The sequence below is a fragment of the Variovorax sp. Root411 genome (assembly GCF_001425205.1).
Classification (GTDB): domain Bacteria; phylum Pseudomonadota; class Gammaproteobacteria; order Burkholderiales; family Burkholderiaceae_C; genus Variovorax.
The window spans coordinates 286,607-302,408 of the sequence record NZ_LMDW01000015.1 but is presented as its reverse complement, the minus strand read 5'-3'; the positions used below and the strand labels follow the sequence as shown (position 1 = coordinate 302,408).

The 15,802-nt window shown below is 66.4% G+C and carries 17 protein-coding genes; 9 read left to right on the top strand and 8 right to left on the bottom strand.

The annotated features are described in order from the left end of the window. Positions 1-29 precede the first annotated feature (29 nt). The 3 genes from ASC92_RS15485 to ASC92_RS15475 all read right to left on the bottom strand — a co-directional run bounded on the left by ASC92_RS15485 (position 30) and on the right by ASC92_RS15475 (position 4,233). Entirely contained in the window at positions 30-212 is a 183-nt protein-coding gene (locus ASC92_RS15485) for a hypothetical protein (RefSeq protein ID WP_056517144.1), read from the bottom strand. Positions 213-300: 88 nt separating this feature from the next. Continuing rightward, on the bottom strand, positions 301-1,281 hold the full coding sequence (locus ASC92_RS15480; protein ID WP_056517141.1) for a Bug family tripartite tricarboxylate transporter substrate binding protein: 981 nt from the start codon (positions 1,279-1,281) through the stop codon (positions 301-303). A gap of 3 nt (positions 1,282-1,284) precedes the next feature. Beyond that, a complete protein-coding gene (locus ASC92_RS15475; RefSeq protein WP_056517138.1) occupies positions 1,285-4,233 on the bottom strand; it encodes a DNA topoisomerase III in 2,949 nt (982 codons plus the stop codon). Positions 4,234-4,321: 88 nt separating this feature from the next. Between ASC92_RS15475 and ASC92_RS15470 the strand changes: the two genes are divergently transcribed. The 3 genes from ASC92_RS15470 to ASC92_RS15460 are packed head-to-tail and all read left to right on the top strand — an operon-like array spanning position 4,322 to position 5,960. Further along, a complete protein-coding gene (locus ASC92_RS15470; protein WP_056517134.1) occupies positions 4,322-4,939 on the top strand; it encodes an SET domain-containing protein in 618 nt (205 codons plus the stop codon). A gap of 2 nt (positions 4,940-4,941) precedes the next feature. Then, positions 4,942-5,757, top strand: a complete 816-nt coding sequence (locus tag ASC92_RS15465) for a biotin--[acetyl-CoA-carboxylase] ligase (RefSeq protein ID WP_056517133.1) — start codon at positions 4,942-4,944, stop codon at positions 5,755-5,757. Positions 5,758-5,762: 5 nt separating this feature from the next. Next, positions 5,763-5,960, top strand: coding sequence for a hypothetical protein (locus ASC92_RS15460; protein WP_007828694.1), 198 nt, complete (start codon positions 5,763-5,765; stop codon positions 5,958-5,960). A gap of 9 nt (positions 5,961-5,969) precedes the next feature. Here ASC92_RS15460 and ASC92_RS15455 read toward each other — a convergent pair whose 3' ends face one another. From ASC92_RS15455 to ASC92_RS15445, 3 genes are all read right to left on the bottom strand, one after another. Next, complete coding sequence (locus tag ASC92_RS15455) at positions 5,970-7,412, bottom strand: sensor histidine kinase (protein ID WP_056517129.1); 1,443 nt, start codon at positions 7,410-7,412, stop codon at positions 5,970-5,972. A 37-nt stretch (positions 7,413-7,449) separates the two neighbouring features. Next, positions 7,450-8,124, bottom strand: coding sequence for a response regulator transcription factor (locus ASC92_RS15450; RefSeq protein WP_056517126.1), 675 nt, complete (start codon positions 8,122-8,124; stop codon positions 7,450-7,452). Positions 8,125-8,189: 65 nt separating this feature from the next. Continuing rightward, positions 8,190-8,672: a MarR family winged helix-turn-helix transcriptional regulator gene (locus ASC92_RS15445; RefSeq protein ID WP_056517123.1), complete on the bottom strand. Its 483-nt coding sequence runs from the start codon at positions 8,670-8,672 to the stop codon at positions 8,190-8,192. A gap of 146 nt (positions 8,673-8,818) precedes the next feature. Between ASC92_RS15445 and recA the strand changes: the two genes are divergently transcribed. Both recA and recX read left to right on the top strand, forming a co-directional pair. After that, positions 8,819-9,931 (top strand): recombinase RecA, encoded by a 1,113-nt coding sequence (gene recA, locus ASC92_RS15440; RefSeq protein WP_056517118.1) that lies wholly within the window; start codon positions 8,819-8,821, stop codon positions 9,929-9,931. 45 nt (positions 9,932-9,976) lie between these two features. Then, positions 9,977-10,435 carry a recombination regulator RecX gene (gene recX / locus ASC92_RS15435; RefSeq protein ID WP_056517115.1) on the top strand — a complete coding sequence of 153 codons (459 nt, stop codon included), beginning with the start codon at positions 9,977-9,979 and terminating at the stop codon, positions 10,433-10,435. A gap of 27 nt (positions 10,436-10,462) precedes the next feature. Here recX and yiaA read toward each other — a convergent pair whose 3' ends face one another. After that, on the bottom strand, positions 10,463-10,900 hold the full coding sequence (yiaA, locus tag ASC92_RS15430; protein ID WP_056517112.1) for an inner membrane protein YiaA: 438 nt from the start codon (positions 10,898-10,900) through the stop codon (positions 10,463-10,465). A 130-nt stretch (positions 10,901-11,030) separates the two neighbouring features. On the opposite strand from yiaA, the gene ASC92_RS15425 reads away from it, so the two are divergent. After that, positions 11,031-11,759, top strand: a complete 729-nt coding sequence (locus ASC92_RS15425; RefSeq protein ID WP_056517110.1) for a hypothetical protein — start codon at positions 11,031-11,033, stop codon at positions 11,757-11,759. Positions 11,760-11,775: 16 nt separating this feature from the next. Here ASC92_RS15425 and argC read toward each other — a convergent pair whose 3' ends face one another. Beyond that, complete coding sequence (gene argC, locus ASC92_RS15420) at positions 11,776-12,699, bottom strand: N-acetyl-gamma-glutamyl-phosphate reductase (protein WP_056517107.1); 924 nt, start codon at positions 12,697-12,699, stop codon at positions 11,776-11,778. 205 nt (positions 12,700-12,904) lie between these two features. On the opposite strand from argC, the gene sucC reads away from it, so the two are divergent. The 3 genes from sucC to ASC92_RS15405 all read left to right on the top strand — a co-directional run bounded on the left by sucC (position 12,905) and on the right by ASC92_RS15405 (position 15,779). Continuing rightward, positions 12,905-14,071: an ADP-forming succinate--CoA ligase subunit beta gene (gene sucC / locus ASC92_RS15415; protein ID WP_056517104.1), complete on the top strand. Its 1,167-nt coding sequence runs from the start codon at positions 12,905-12,907 to the stop codon at positions 14,069-14,071. A gap of 10 nt (positions 14,072-14,081) precedes the next feature. Continuing rightward, positions 14,082-14,975 (top strand): succinate--CoA ligase subunit alpha, encoded by an 894-nt coding sequence (gene sucD / locus ASC92_RS15410; protein WP_007828710.1) that lies wholly within the window; start codon positions 14,082-14,084, stop codon positions 14,973-14,975. Positions 14,976-15,095: 120 nt separating this feature from the next. Next, on the top strand, positions 15,096-15,779 hold the full coding sequence (locus ASC92_RS15405; RefSeq protein WP_056517101.1) for a TerC family protein: 684 nt from the start codon (positions 15,096-15,098) through the stop codon (positions 15,777-15,779). Positions 15,780-15,802 lie beyond the last annotated feature (23 nt).

The following is a 15,802-nucleotide window of genomic DNA, read 5'->3' as shown; positions in this document are numbered from 1 at the left end:
GCGATCGGGAGAATGGCCGCCGGCCGGGCCTAGCGCCGGTCGGAGCGGTTCGTGCTGCCGCTGACGCCGGCATCGATGGTGCCGAACACCGTGACACCGCTGCCCGGCGATGCACGGGCGGAGCTGGACGATCCGGCCGAGCCCGTTCCGGCGCAGCCCGCCAGGAAGGCCCCCATCGCAAGGGCGAACACAGCAGCAATGAATGACTTCACGGAAAACTCCAGGAAAGGGAGGGACTGCAGACCACTATAGGCCGCAGCCCCAGCCGGCCTTGTAACAGCCCCGGCCCTTGCTGCGTTGCTACTCCGGCTTCGCGCCGGAGGCCTTCACCGCCGCGCCCCAGACGCCGATCTCGCTCGCCACGAAGCGGTCGAACTCGGGCCCGCTGGTGGGCGCGGGCTCCGAGCCGCGCTCGCGGATGAAGCGCGCCATCTGCTCGCTCTTCAGGATGTCCGTCACTTCGCGGCTGAGCCGCTCGACGATGTCGGGCGGCGTGCCGCGCGGCGCCATCAGGCCGAGCCAGCCCACGGCCTCGAAATTCGCGGTGCCCGCCACGCCGCTTTCGCGCACCGTGGGCACGTCGGGCAGTTGCGAGGAGCGCGTGGCCGAGGTCACGGCCAGCGCCACCGCCCTGCCCGACTTGATGTGCGGCAGCGCGGCCGTCACCGAGTCGACCATCAGCGGAATCTGGTTGCCCAGGAAGTCCGACTGCGCGGGCCCGCTGCCGCGGTACGGAATGTGCGTGATGAACACGTGCGCCGCCGACTTGTACATCTCGCCCGAAAGATGCTGCGTGCCGCCGATGCCGGCGCTCGCGTAGCTCAGACGTCCCGGCTCGGCCTTGGCGCGCGTGGTGAGGTCGGCCAGCGTGCGGATGCTGCTCTCGGGCGTGGCCAGGAACACCAGCGGCACCTTGGCGATCAGCGAGATGCCGACCAGGTCCTTGCGCGGGTCGAAGCCCGGCTTGGCATAGAGCGTCTGGTTCACCGCCATGGCGCTGCCGGCCACCACCAGCGTGTAGCCGTCGGGCTGCGAGCGCACCACGAACTCGGTGCCGATGTTGCTGCCGGCACCGGCCTTGTTGTCGACGATCACCGGCTGGCCCAGCCGCTTGCCGAGCTGTTCGGCGAGGGCGCGGGCGAAGATGTCGGTGGCCTGTCCCGGCGGGAAGGGCACGACCAGCTTGACGGGCTTCTCGGGCCAGTTCGCGGCTTGTGCGAGGCAGGCCGTGCCCAGCAGCATCGCTGCAGCCAAGTCGGCGACGAGATGTCGGCGCCGCATGGCTCAGGGCGCCGAAAGGTGCTTGCCCACGATGCCCGCGAGCTCGAACATCGTCACCTGGTCCTTGCCGAACACCGGCTTGAGCTTGGCGTCGGCATTGATCGCGCGCTTGTTGGCCGCGTCCTGCAGGCCGTTGGCCTTGATGTAGTCCCACAGCTTCTTGATGACCTCGGTGCGCGCCACCGGTTCGGCGCCGATCACCGCGGCCAGCGAGTCGCTGGGCTTCAGGCCCGCGCCGGGCTTGCGCGGCGCGGCTACCTTCTTCGCTGCCGGGGCCTTCTTCGCGGCGGGCGTCTTCTTCGCCGCCACCTTCTTGGCCGCGGGCGCGGCCTTGCCGAAGGTCTTGCGCGGCGGGAACTTGCTGCCGCCCTCGCGCGGCGCGAACTCGAAGGTCACCTTGCCCTCTTCGGCGTTCCAGGTCAGGAAGGCCTTGAAGGCGCGGCGCGTGCGCATGCTCACGAACTTGTCGAGCAGGTCGGTCTTGCCGGTGGCGAGCAGCTTTTCCATCTGCGCGCGCTCCACCGGCTGTTGCAGGATGATCTTGCCGGTCTTGAAGGTGCAGCTCGGCGTGGGTTGCGCGTTGGTCGGCACCGACTTCTCGCAGACGTAGTTGCTGCCGTGCTCGAACACCGGCGCGCCGCAGACCGGGCATGGGCCCACGGTGTCCTGCTCGCTGAAGTCGACGATCTCGCCGGTGTCGCCGTTCTTGTCGTCGCCGAAGTCGAACTCCAGCTTCCAGTTCTTCGCTTCCTCGTCGTACTTGATGACGATCTCGGAGGTGAAGGGCCAGCCGGCCTTGGAGCGGAAGCCTTCCAGCGGGCCGATGTGCTTGTCGTGCAGCAGCGCCTCGGCCTCGGCCACCTCGAAGGTGCGCCCGGCCGGCGACTTGCCGAACGAGAAGCCGCAGGCGTCTTCGCCCGTGCCGCTCTTGCCGACGCAGCCGTAGCGGCGGTAGTTTTCCTTCACCACGCCGCCGCAGTTGGGGCACGGCGTCTGCAGGGTCGCGTAGTCGCCCGGCACGGTGTCGCGGTCGTATTCCTTCGCCTTCTTGACGATGTGCTCCGTCATCTCGGCGATCTCGCGCATGAAGGCATCGCGGCTCAGCGCGCCCTTTTCCATCTGCGCGAGCTTGTATTCCCATTCGCCCGTGAGTTCGGCCTTGGAGAGTTCTTCCACGCCCAGGCCGCGCAGCAGCGTCATGAGCTGGAAGGCCTTGGCCGTCGGGATCAGCTCGCGGCCTTCGCGCAGCATGTACTTCTCGGTGATCAGGCCTTCGATGGTGGCCGCGCGCGTGGCTGGCGTGCCGAGGCCCTTCTCCTGCATGGCCTCGCGAAGTTCGTCGTCGTCGATGGTCTTGCCTGCGCCTTCCATCGCGCCGAGCAGCGTGGCTTCGGAGTAGCGCGCCGGCGGGCGCGTCTTCAGGCCCTTGGTGTCGACCGACTCGGCCTTCACGATCTCGCCCGGCTTCACCGGCACGAGGCGCTTGCCATCCTTGTCGTCTTCCTTCTCGTCGTCCTGCGCTTCCTTGCCGTAGATGGCGAGCCAGCCCGGCTTCACCAGCACCTTGCCGTCGGTGCGGAAGGGATACTTCTTGCCGCCCTGCTCCACCGTGCTGATGCGCGTGGTCACCTGGTATTCGGCGCTCGGGAAGAACACCGACATGAAGCGGCGCACCACGAAGTCGTAGAGCTTCTGCTCGGCATCGCTCAGGCCGCTGGGCGCCTGCAGGGTCGGGATGATCGCGAAGTGATCCGACACCTTGGCGTTGTCGAAGATGCGCTTGTTCGGCTTCACGTAGTTGCCGTCGACCGCCTGCTGGGCGAACGGCGCCAGGTGCTTCATGCCGCTGTTGGCGAGCATGCCCATGGTCTGCTTGACGACGGGCAGATAGTCTTCCGGCAGCGCGCGCGAATCGGTACGCGGGTAGGTCAGCGCCTTGTGGCGTTCGTACAGACTCTGCGCCAGCGCCAGCGTGGTCTTGGCGCTGAAGCCGAAGCGGCCGTTGGCCTCGCGCTGCAGCGAGGTCAGGTCGAACAGCATCGGCGAGGCCTGCGTGGTGGGCTTGCTTTCTTCCGTCACCGTGGCGGGCTTGCCGCGCGAGGCGTCGGCGATGGCGCGGGCTTCCTGCTCGTGCCAGACGCGGTCCGCCCGTTGTTCAGGGTCCGGTTCTCCATTCGGGAGAAGCGGCGCATTCGCCTTCTTCCAGTCGGGGTTGAACCACTTGCCCGGGTAGTCGCCGGCCTCGGCCGCGAAGCTGCCGTGGATTTCCCAATACTCGCGCGAGACGAACTTGCGGATCTGCTCCTCGCGCTCCACCACCACCGACAGCGTCGGCGTCTGCACGCGGCCCACGGTCGTGAGGAAGAAGCCGCCGTCGCGCGAATTGAATGCGGTCATGGCGCGCGTGCCATTGATGCCCACCAGCCAGTCGGCCTCCGAGCGCGAGCGCGCGGCGTCGGCCAGGCCCTGCATCTGCTTCTCGGTGCGCAGCGCGTCGAAGCCGTCGCGAATGGCCTGCGGCGTCATCGACTGCAGCCACAGGCGCTTGACCGGCTTGCCCAGCGGGCTCTTGCCGCCGGCGTATTGCTCGATCAGCCGGAAGATCAGCTCGCCCTCGCGCCCCGCGTCGCAGGCGTTGATCAGTTGCGTCACGTCCTTGCGCTTGGCCTGCTTGACCACGGCGTTCAGGCGCGTCTTCGTCTTGTCGACCGGCTTCAGGTCGAAGTGCGGCGGAATCACAGGCAGATTGGCAAAGCTCCACTTGCCGCGCTTCACGTCGAATTCCTCGGGCGCCTGGATCTCGACCAGATGGCCCACGGCGCTGGTCACGACGTAGCTGTCGTTCTCGAAATGCTCGTCGTGCTTGTCGAATTTCCCTGCCACCGGCGTGAGGGCGCGGACGATGTCCTGTGCCACCGACGGCTTTTCTGCGATTACCAAAGTCTTTGTCATCTAAGGGCTCTCTATACTCTGCGGCTTCCCGCGTGTGCACACGCGCACACGCGCATGTGTGCATATTCAAACTAACAGACTTCCGGCGATGCCTTCCAAATCCCCACTTTCCGCCGGCCGCCGCATCCAGATGCGGCGCTCGGATGTCCACGGCAACGGTGTCTTCGCCGTGCAGGACCTGGCCGAAGGCGAGACGCTGATCGAATACAAGGGCGAGGTCATCAGCTGGAAAGAGGCGCTGCGCCGCCATCCGCACGACCCGGCCCAGCCGAACCACACCTTCTACTTCCACATCGACGACGGGCGTGTGATCGACGGCAACGTCAAGGGCAACGACGCGCGCTGGATCAATCACTCGTGCGAACCGAATTGCGAAGCGGACGAAGTCGATGGGCGCGTTTATATCAAGGCGCTGCGAAACATCTCTGCAGGCGAAGAACTCAACTACGACTACGGCCTGATCATCGACGAGCCGTACACGCCGAAACTCCTGTCCGAATTTCCCTGCTGGTGCGGCTCGGAGGAGTGCCGCGGCACGCTGCTGACGCCCAAGGATGAGGACGAACAGAAGAAAAAGAAGAAGAAGGCCAAGAAGAAGGCTGAAAAGAAAAAAGCCGAGAAGAAAGAAGCCAAGAAAGCGGAAAAGAAAGCCGACAAGAAGGCGGAAAAGAAGTCCGCGAAGAAAGACAAGTCCGACAAGGACTGACCATGAGCAGCAGCACAACGGCCGACTGGTTCGAAGACCGGATCGCCGCGGCGGTCACGCCGCTGCTGCCCGGCTTCACGGTCGAGGCCGTGGCCGAAATCGATTCCACCAACACCGAGCTGATGCGCCGCGCGCGCGCCGGCCGCGTCGAGCCCGTGCTGCTCGTGGCCGAGCGCCAGACTGCGGGGCGCGGCCGCCTCGGGCGGCCCTGGCAGAGCGCGCAGCAGAACGAAGAGCCCGCGTCGCTGACCTTCTCTCTCGGCCTGCCGCTCGCGCCGGCCGACTGGTCGGGCCTGTCGCTGGCCGTCGGCGTTGCCGTGGCCGAAAGCCTCGACCCCTTGGGCGCGCACAAGATCGGCCTCAAGTGGCCCAACGACGTGTGGGTCGGCGACTGCAAGCTGGCCGGCATCCTCATCGAGACCGCGCTGCCGTCCACCGGCCGGCCGGATGCGTCGCGCTACCTCGTGATCGGCATCGGCATCAACATCGGCGCGCGCGAAGCCGGCGGCATGCGCACGCCGCCGGCCTGGCTGCGCCAGTGGCGCCCCGAGGCCACTGCGCCCGAGGTGCTGCACGAACTGGCCGAGCCGCTGGTGCGCAGCGTGCTCGACTTCGAAGCCCGGGGCTTCGCGCCGTTCGCCGAGCGCTTTGCCGCACGCGACGTGCTGCGCGGCCGCGAAGTGGCGCTCAGCGACGGCACCGCCGGGCTGTGCGAAGGCGTGGCCTGGGGCGGCGAGCTGCAGGTGCGCACCGACGCCGGCCTGCAGCTGGTCTCCAGCGACGAAGTTAGCGTTCGCCCTCGCGGCATGGGGTTCTGATCCGCATGAAGCTGCGCCTGCTGCTCGTCGTTCTGCTGATTGCCAACGCCGGCTATTTCCTTTGGGCGCGCGGCGATCTCGCCGGCTTCGGCCTGGCTCCCGCTGCGCTCAGTGAGCGCGAGCCGCAGCGCGTGGCGCGACAGATCCACCCCGAGTGGCTGCAGATCCGCAAGGAAGCGAGAACCGGGGCGCCGACGCCCTGATCCAGCGGGTCAGGAGGGCGTCTCGCTCTCGAAGCGCACCGTGAACAGCGCGCCCGGCGGCTGCTTGCCGGGATGCGCATCCTCCAGCTTCACCTGCGCGCGGTGCTGGTTCGCGATCTCCAGCACGATCGGAAGTCCCAGCCCCGAGCCGTCGGCTTCGTTGCCGAGCACGCGGTAGAAGGGCTCGAACACCAGCTCGCGGTCGCTCTCGGCGATGCCGGGGCCGTTGTCTTCCACCTGCAGCAGCAGCACGTGGCCGAAGGGGTCGGCCAGCACGCGCACGGTGATCAGGCCCGGGCGCTGCGGCGTCGAGGGCGTGTAGTTGATCGCGTTGTCGACGAGGTTGCGCACCAGTTCCTTCAGCAGCGTCGCGTTGCCGTCGAACACCACACCGGGCGCCCCGGCCTCGGCGCCGTCGTAGCCCAGGTCGATGCGCTTCTCGATAGCGCGCGGGACGGCCTCGCGCACCACCTCGATGGTGAGCCGCGCCAGGTCGCAGGGCTGGTGGTGCGCGTTGGCGCTGTTGCCCTCGGCGCGGGCCAGCGAGAGCAGTTGGTTCACGGTGTGCGTGGCGCGCTTGCTCGCACGGCCGATCTGCTTGAGCGACTGCTTCAGCTCGTCGGCATTGGCACCTTCGCGCTGCGCCAGGTCGGCCTGCATGCGCAGGCCCGCCAGCGGTGTCTTCAGCTGGTGCGCCGCGTCGGCCAGGAAGCGCTTCTGCGTGCCGATCGAATCGTTGAGCTTGTCCAGCAACTCGTTCACCGAGGACACCAGCGGCACCACTTCCTGCGGCACCGACGATTCGTCGAGCGGGCTCAGGTCGCCCGGGCGCCGCTCGCGGATGCGCGCCTCCACCACCGACAGCGGCTTGATGCCGCGCACCAGCGCCAGCCAGATCAGCAGCACCGCCAGTGGCAGGATCGCGAACTGCGGCAGCAGCACGCCCTTGATGATCTCGGCCGCAAGCACCGACTGCTTCTCGCGCGTCTCGGCCAGCTGCAGCAGCGAGGGCGGTACATCCTCGTCGCCGCTGGCGATCCACAGGGAGGCCACGCGCACCGGCTTGCCGTGCACGTCGCTGTTGTGCAGGAACACCTGGCCGGGCGGCAGCGGCTCGTCGAGCCCGGGCAGCGGAATGTCGCGCTCGCCGCTCAGCAGCGTGTCGTGCCCGTCGAACAGCTGGTAGTACACGTGGCCGGTGTCGTCGGCCCGCAGGATCTCGCGCGCCGACTGCGACAGCACGAACTGCGTGTGTCCCTCTTTCACCGTCACCAGCTCGGCCAGGGCCTTCACGTTGTGTTCGAGCGCACGGTCGAAGGGCGCGTTGGCAATGCCCTGCGCCACCAGCCACGTAACGCCGATGCTCACCGGCACCAGCAACAGCAGCGGCGTGAGCATCCAGTCGAGGATCTCGCCGAACAGGGAGCGCTGCGCGCGCTGGAAAAGCTTCACCGGGCTCGCCCCCAGGCTTCGCGCTTGGCAAGGGGCATCAGGGCTGGATCTTCTCGAGGCAGTAGCCCAGCCCGCGCACCGTCGCGATGCGCACGGGGCCCTTTTCGATCTTCTTGCGCAGGCGGTGGATGTAGACCTCGATGGCGTTGAGGCTCACCTCCTCGCCCCATTCGCACAGGCGGTCGACCAACTGGTCCTTGCTCACCAGCCGGCCGGCGCGCTGCAGCAGCACTTCGAGCAGGCCGAGTTCGCGCGCCGACAGCTCGATCATCTTGCCGTCGATGGTCGCCACGCGGCCGGCCTGGTCGTAGACCAGCGGGCCGTGGCGGATCGTGTTGCTGGTGGTGCCCATGCCGCGCCGGGTGAGGGCGCGCACGCGCGCCTCGAGCTCCTGCAGGCTGAAGGGCTTGGCCATGTAGTCGTCGGCGCCGTGGTCCAGGCCCTTGACGCGTTCTTCCACGCTGTCGGCCGCCGTGAGCACCAGCACCGGCAGCTGCGAGCCGCGCGCGCGCAGGCGCTTGAGGATCTCGATGCCGTGCAGGCTGGGCAACCCGAGATCGAGGATCAGCAGGTCGAACTCGTCGTGGGTCATGAGGGCGGTGTCGGCCTGCGAGCCGTTCGCCACGTGGTCGACCGCCGCGCCCGAGGTGCGCAGGCTGCGCAGCAGGGCATCGGCCAGCACCTGGTCGTCTTCGGCAATCAGAATCCGCATGAGCCACCTCCGGCCGGTTCGGGCGCCGCGCCGGCGCCGCGTTCACATATGTCTCTTCGCCGAGTCTAGCCCGCCGTATAGGCTTCGAGTCCGATGGTTACCACGGTGGCAATGTCGTTTCCCACGCTGCCGCGGAACTCGCCTTCGGCCTGCGTCACCGCACTGCGGAAGGCGTCGAGCCAGGCCAGGCCATCGGCGGTGAACAGCACGCGCCGTGCCCGCGCGTCGAGCGGATCGGGGCCGCGCGTCACCAGCCCCCAGGCCTCGCACTGGTCGACCAGCGCGCCCATCGCCTGCTTGGTCATGCCGGCGCGCTCTGCCAGCTCGGTCAGGCGCGAGCCTTCGCGCGCCAGATGGCGCGTGATGTGGATGTGCGCCGCACTCACCTGCGCACGCGCGGCGAGGTTCGACAGGGCCAGCGGCACGCCGACGTCATGTGCCATCAGCTCCAGCACACGCTCGTCGAAGCGGCGCATCGCGTGGCCCAGCAGGCGGCCCAGGTGGGTCTGGCGCCAAGCGTCGGCGGCGGGAAAAACAGAGTCGGACATGCCCGCAAATGGTAAGGCAAACTGACCAAAAAATGGGTTTACTCAAATCCATGAACCCCTACACTACTGTTCAAGCATCCAGCCTGTAATTAAAAGCAGATGGATTGAAACCCAACACAAACCGTTGATATTCAAGGAGTTTCCACATGGACGCAGTCGTCAAAGGCGCAAGCATCTCGGTCGCCAACAGTGAAAAGGCCAAGGCCCTCCAGGCCGCACTGGCCCAGATCGAAAAGCAGTTCGGCAAGGGCACGATCATGCGGCTCGGCGAAGGCGAGGCGCTGGAAGACATCCAGGTGGTCTCCACCGGCTCGCTGGGCCTGGACATCGCGCTGGGCGTCGGCGGCCTGCCGCGCGGCCGCGTCATCGAGATCTACGGCCCTGAATCGTCGGGCAAGACCACGCTCACGCTGCAGGTCATCGCCGCCATGCAGAAGCAGGCCGGCACCTGCGCCTTCGTCGATGCCGAGCACGCGCTTGACGTGCAGTACGCCCAGAAGCTCGGCGTGAACCTGTCCGACCTGCTCATCAGCCAGCCCGACACCGGCGAGCAGGCGCTCGAAATCGTCGATTCGCTGGTGCGCTCGGGCGCCGTCGACCTGATCGTCATCGACTCCGTCGCCGCGCTCACGCCCAAGGCCGAAATCGAAGGCGAAATGGGCGACTCGCTGCCCGGCCTGCAGGCCCGCCTCATGAGCCAGGCACTGCGCAAGCTCACCGCCACCATCAAGAAGACCAACTGCATGGTCATCTTCATCAACCAGATCCGCATGAAGATCGGCGTGATGTTCGGCTCGCCCGAAACCACCACCGGCGGCAACGCGCTGAAGTTCTACGCCTCGGTGCGCCTGGACATCCGCCGCATCGGCACCATCAAGAAGGGCGACGAGGCCATCGGCAACGAAACCAAGGTGAAGGTGGTGAAGAACAAGGTGTCGCCGCCGTTCAAGACAGCCGAGTTCGACATCCTGTTCGGCGAGGGCATCAGCCGCGAAGGCGAAATCATCGACATGGGCGTGACCGCCAAGATCGTCGACAAGTCGGGCGCCTGGTACGCCTACAACGGCGAGAAGATCGGCCAGGGCCGAGACAACGCCCGCGAGTTCCTGCGCGAGAACCCCGAGCTGTCGCGCGAGATCGAGAACAAGGTGCGCGAGTCGCTGGGCATCCCGCTGCTGGCCGCCGATGCCGGCGCAGAACCCGAAAAGGCCGAGAAGCCCGCCAAGGCGCCCAAGGCCGACAAGGCGGCAGCGGAGTAAGTTCTCGAAAGCGGCCTTTCGCGGGCCGCGCGAGCGACCCCTCGAATGGCATTCGGCGCCCCCTCCCTCAAAGGCCGCGCACTGCGCCTGCTGAGCCAGCGCGAGCATTCGCGCGCAGAGTTGGAGCGCAAGCTGGCCAGGCATGAAGAAGAGCCCGGCACGCTGGCGAAGGCGCTCGACGAACTGGCCGCGAAGGACTTCATCAGCGAACCGCGCGTGGTGGCCTCGGTGCTGAACCAGCGCGCGGCCCGCTCGGGCGCACTGCGGGTCAAGCAGGAACTGCAGGCCAAGGGCATCACGCCCGAGGCCATTGCAGAAGCGGTGGCCGGCTTGCAAGACACGGAAGTCGAGCGCGCCACCGCCCTGTGGCGCCGCCGCTTCGACGCCCCACCCGCCGATGCGAAGGAGCGGGCGAAGCAGATGCGATTCCTGATGGCGCGGGGCTTTTCAGGTGCCGTCGTGTCGAAGGTGCTCAGGAGCGATTTCGATGAAACCGGCGAATGACGCTGCGCAATCTTCCCGAGGGCTGAATCAGTTCGCTTCGGGCGCGTCGTCGAGCGAGGGCATCTCGTTCTTGTGCGCGGCGATGTCGCGCACGTTCTTCTGTACCGCGACGGCACCGAACAGGCTCAGCAGGAATGCCATGGCGTAGAAGCCCTTCTCGCTGGCAGCCAGCGTGGCATTGAAAAGGCCGACCGCAAGCAGGGCGACCGACAGCAGCAGCGAGATCCAGCAAAGGCCGTAGTAGATGCCGGTCACGGTCATGCCTTCGAGGCGGTCGCGCACGGTCTTCTGCAGCGACACGGCGGAGAACAGGCCGTACATCAGGATGGTGAAGTAGTAGCCCTTCTCGTTGAGCTGCATGGAGGCGTTCCACAGCCCGATCAGGTAGACGATGGCGCCGATGAGCAGTGCGGCCCAGGAAGCGGCAACGAATGCCGCAGTCGGCTTCTGGAATTTGATGGCCATGGAATCCTCCTCGTGTAATTGGGTGCGCGATTATGGTGTGGAGTGCCAATGGCATGATCCGCCGCGCGCCGGCAGCTCGCGCAGCAACCAACAACAAGGACCGGCCGTCAACTTTCGGAGGAGCTTTTCCGTGTCATCTGAGCCCATCGGCCAGCCGTCTCTCGTTCGCACCGGCGCCAAGGCCGGCCTTTCCTTCGCCGGCTCCGTGATCAAGGGCAGTCTTCTCGGCCTGATCCTGGGCGGAGGCGTTTTCTTCTTCTATCTGGGCCAACTGCACGGGCCGGGCAACACGGCGGCGCGTGCGGGCGGGGCTGGCGCCATCCTCGCGCTCGTCACTTCGCCGCCGCTGCTGGTCGCGGTTCTGTTGCTGCTGTTCGTGGCGGTCTACGCGATGCTCGGCGTGCAGCAGGGCCGCGCGCGTGCAATGCAGCACCTGGTCGCGGCGCGAGGGGAGGCCGTGTCGCAGCTGCTCGGTGGCGCGATTGCCGGGCGCATCGAGGCGATGCCGCGTGCCCACGGCACCCTGCAGCGCGCGGCCGAATGGCTGTCGGTCGATGCCTTGGCCAAGCAGCTCGCGCCCCTGCTGGGCGAGGGCAGGGCGGTGCGTTCGGTGGTGGCCTTCGTGCTCGACCGGCTGCCGCTGAGCGAGATGCTGGCCGAGTGGCAGCAAAGCCGCGCCGAGCATGGCGAGCCGCCGGTGGGCGAGGGCGCTGCGCAGGACCCGGCCCTGCGTGCCTTGCTCGCGCGCCGCATCCACGAGACGCTGCAGGACATGGCGACGCCCTCGCGCAAGCCGCTGTACATCGCGCTGGGCGCGCACGCGGCGCTGCTGGGCGTCGGACTCTGGCTGGTGAACTGACGAGGAGGCGCGGCGCTCAGAGCGCCAGCATCAGCTTCAGGTTCTGCACTGCGGCGCCGCTGGCGCCCTTGCCGAGGTTGTCGAGGCGGGCGATCACCACGGCATGGCGGTGGTCTTCGTTCGGGAACACGCGGATCTCGAGCTCGTTGGTGTCGTTGAGCGCCAAGGCCTCGAGCTTGCCGTCCTCGGTCGGCGGCAGCACCTTCACGAATTTCTCGGGCGTGTTGCTGCGCGCGTAGTGCGCGGCCAGTGCGTCCTGCAGGTCGCCGGCCTTCGGCTTGCCTGGCAGCAGGTCGAGGTGCAGCGGCAGTTGCACCAGCATGCCCTGCTTGAAGTTGCCCACCGACGGAATGAAGACCGGCCGGCGGGTGAGGCCGGTGTAGATCATGATTTCAGGGATGTGCTTGTGCTTCAGGCCCAGCGCGTAGGTCTCGAACGGCGGGGCCTCGCCCTTTTCGTAGGCCTCGATCATGGTCCGGCCGCCGCCCGAGTAACCGCTCACCGAGGGCAGCGAGATCGGGAAATCGGCTGGCAGGATGCCTGCGTCGACTAGCGGACGCACCATGGCGATGGCGCCGGTGGCGTAGCAGCCAGGGTTGCCGACGCGATCGGCCTTGGCCACGGCCTGCCAGTGGCCTTCCACCAGTTCTGGAAAGCCGAACACCCAGCCCGGGGCGATGCGGTGCGCCGTGGAGGCGTCGATGATCTTGGGCTTCTTGCCGGGCAGCTGGTCGATCAGCGCGACCGATTCGCGCGCCGCGTCGTCGTGCAGGCACAGCACGACCAGGTCGACACCGGCCATCAGGTCGCGCTTGGCGTTGGCGTCTTTTCGCAGCTCGGGTGCGATGCTCACGAGTTCGATCTGCGGCATCGCCTGGAGCCGTTCGCGAATCTGCAGGCCGGTGGTACCGGCTTCGCCGTCGATGAAAACCTTGGCCATGATGGAGTGTGCTCGGGTGGCTAGAAGAAAGTACGTATTGACCGCAAACCCGCGTACGGTATTGGTGCGGCGCACCATGATACAGTCCGCGGTTGTTCGCCGCCCCCAGCCGTCAGGCTGCCGTCGCCCGCGAGCAACAGAGCCAACGAAGCCTCAGACCCCAGATCTCCTGTTCTCAACCTCCTCCTTCCGAGAGACATCCCTCATGAAGATTCACGAGTACCAAGGCAAGGAAATCCTTGCCAAGTTCGGCGTGCCGGTGCCGCGCGGCATCCCGGCCTACACGGTCCAGGAGGCGGTGGAAGCCGCCCAGAAACTTGGAGGCCCGGTCTGGGTCGTCAAGGCCCAGATCCACGCGGGTGGCCGCGGCAAGGGCGGCGGCGTCAAGGTCGCCAAGACCATCGAAGACGTCAAGCGGATCGCCGGCGAAATCCTCGGCATGCAGCTCAAGACGCACCAGACCGGCCCCGAAGGCCAGAAGGTCCGCCGCCTGTACATCGAAGACGGCGCCGACATCAACAAGGAATACTACATTTCGGCCGTGACCGACCGCGCCACCCAGAAGGTGGCGTTCATCGCTTCGAGCGAAGGCGGCATGGACATCGAGGAAGTGGCCCACTCCTCGCCCGAGAAGATCATCACCGTGTTCGCAGACCCCGAAAAGGGCCTCACCGACGAACAGGCCAAGCAGATCGCCGACGGCATCGGCATGCCGGCCGATTCGACCGCGCAAACGGTCGACATCCTCAAGAAGCTCTACACCTGCTACATGGAGACGGACGCCTCGCTGGTCGAGATCAACCCGCTCAACCGTGACAGCAAGGGCAAGGTCATGGCGCTGGACGCCAAGTTCAACTTCGACAGCAACGCGCTGTTCCGCCACCCCGAAATCGTGGCCCTGCGCGACCTCGACGAAGAAGACGCGGCCGAAGTCGAAGCCTCGAAGTTCGACCTCGCCTACATCAGCCTCGACGGCAACATCGGCTGCCTGGTGAACGGTGCCGGCCTGGCCATGGCCACCATGGACACCATCAAGCTGTTCGGCGGCGAGCCGGCCAACTTCCTGGACGTGGGCGGCGGCGCCACCCCCGAGAAGGTCACCGAAGCCTTCAAGATCATGCTGAAGAACAAGAACGTGGAAGCCATCCTCGTGAACATCTTCGGCGGCATCATGAAGTGCGACACCATCGCCACCGGCGTGATCGCAGCCTGCAAGGCCGTGAACCTGCAAGTGCCGCTGGTCGTGCGCATGAAGGGCACCAACGAAGTCGAAGGCAAGAAACTGCTGGCCGATTCGGGCCTGCCGATCATCAGCGCCGACACCATGGCGGACGCGGCCCAGAAGGTCGTCGCAGCAGTCAAGAAGGCCTAAGGAACAAGTCATGTCGATCTACATCAACAAAGACACCAAAGTCATCACGCAAGGCATTACCGGCAAGACCGGCCAGTTCCACACGGAAAAGTGCCAGGAATACGCGAACGGCAAGAACGCCTTCGTGGCGGGCGTGAACCCGAAGAAGGCCGGCGAGTCGATCTTCAACATCCCGATCTTCGGTTCGGTGAAGGAAGCCGCTTCGCAAACCGGCGCCACCGTGTCGGTGATCTACGTGCCGCCGGCAGGCGCCGCGGCCGCCATCTGGGAAGCCGTCGAGGCCGACCTGGACCTGGCGATCTGCATCACCGAAGGCATTCCGGTTCGCGACATGCTCGAAGTGCGCAACAAGATGAAGGCCAAGGAAGCGGCCGGCGGCAAGAAGACCTTGCTGCTGGGCCCGAACTGCCCCGGCCTGATCACGCCCGACGAAATCAAGATCGGCATCATGCCCGGCCACATCCACCGCAAGGGCCGCATCGGCGTGGTCTCGCGCTCGGGCACGCTGACGTACGAAGCCGTGGCTCAATTGACCGAAATCGGCCTGGGCCAATCGTCGGCAGTCGGCATCGGCGGTGACCCGATCAATGGCCTCAAGCACATCGACGTGATGAAGGCCTTCAACGACGATCCGGACACCGACGCGGTCATCATGATCGGCGAAATCGGCGGCCCCGACGAAGCCGATGCGGCTCGTTGGTGCAAGGAACACATGAAGAAGCCGGTCGTCGGCTTCATCGCCGGTGTCACCGCCCCTCCCGGCAAGCGCATGGGCCACGCCGGTGCGCTGATCTCGGGCGGTGCCGACACGGCCGATGCCAAGCTCGCCATCATGGAAGAATGCGGCTTCACCGTGACGCGCAACTTCTCGGAACTGGCCAAGCTGCTCAAGGCACAGCTCTAAGAGACGGCCCCGCGACACCGGCCGCAGAGCCGGGTCATGAGAGGACCACGCAGAAACAGAAAAGCGCCCGCACTCGATTGCGGGCGCTTTTTTCAAATAAAACACAGTGGGATCAGAGACATGGAAATTCTTCAAAGCACAGACTTCTGGCTCGGTCTGCTCAAGATCGTCTGGATCAACATCATCCTGTCGGGAGACAACGCGGTGGTGATTGCCATGGCGGCGCGGTCGTTACCGCCCGCACAGCAGAAAAAGGCCGTGCTCTTCGGCTCGGGCGCGGCCGTGGTGCTGCGTATCGTGCTCACGGTGGTGGCGGCCAAGCTGCTCGCGCTGCCTTACCTGCAGATCATCGGCGGCCTGCTGCTGCTGTGGATCGGCCTGCAGCTGCTGAGCGAAGACGATGATGGCGAAGGAGAAAGCAAGGAATACGGCAGCATGATGGCCGCCGTGCGCACCATCCTGCTGGCCGACCTGGTGATGAGCCTGGACAACGTGATTGCCGTCGCGGCCGCCGCGCAGGGCAGCATGGTCCTGCTGGTCCTCGGCCTGGCGATCAGCATTCCCTTGGTGATTTTCGGCAGCACGCTCATGATCAAGTTGATGGAACGCTTCCCGATCATCGTCATGCTGGGTGCGGCGCTGATCGGCTGGGTCGGCGGCGAAACCATCGTGCAGGACGCGATCCTGCGCGACACACTGGCGGCCAACCCCTGGCTGCACTACGCGGCGGCTGCCGCCGGTGCGGTGTTCGTCGTGGCCGGTGGCCGCTTGCTGCAACGGCGCGCACGTGCCGCTGCTCACTGAGTTTTCAAAAAGTCAGTACTGAC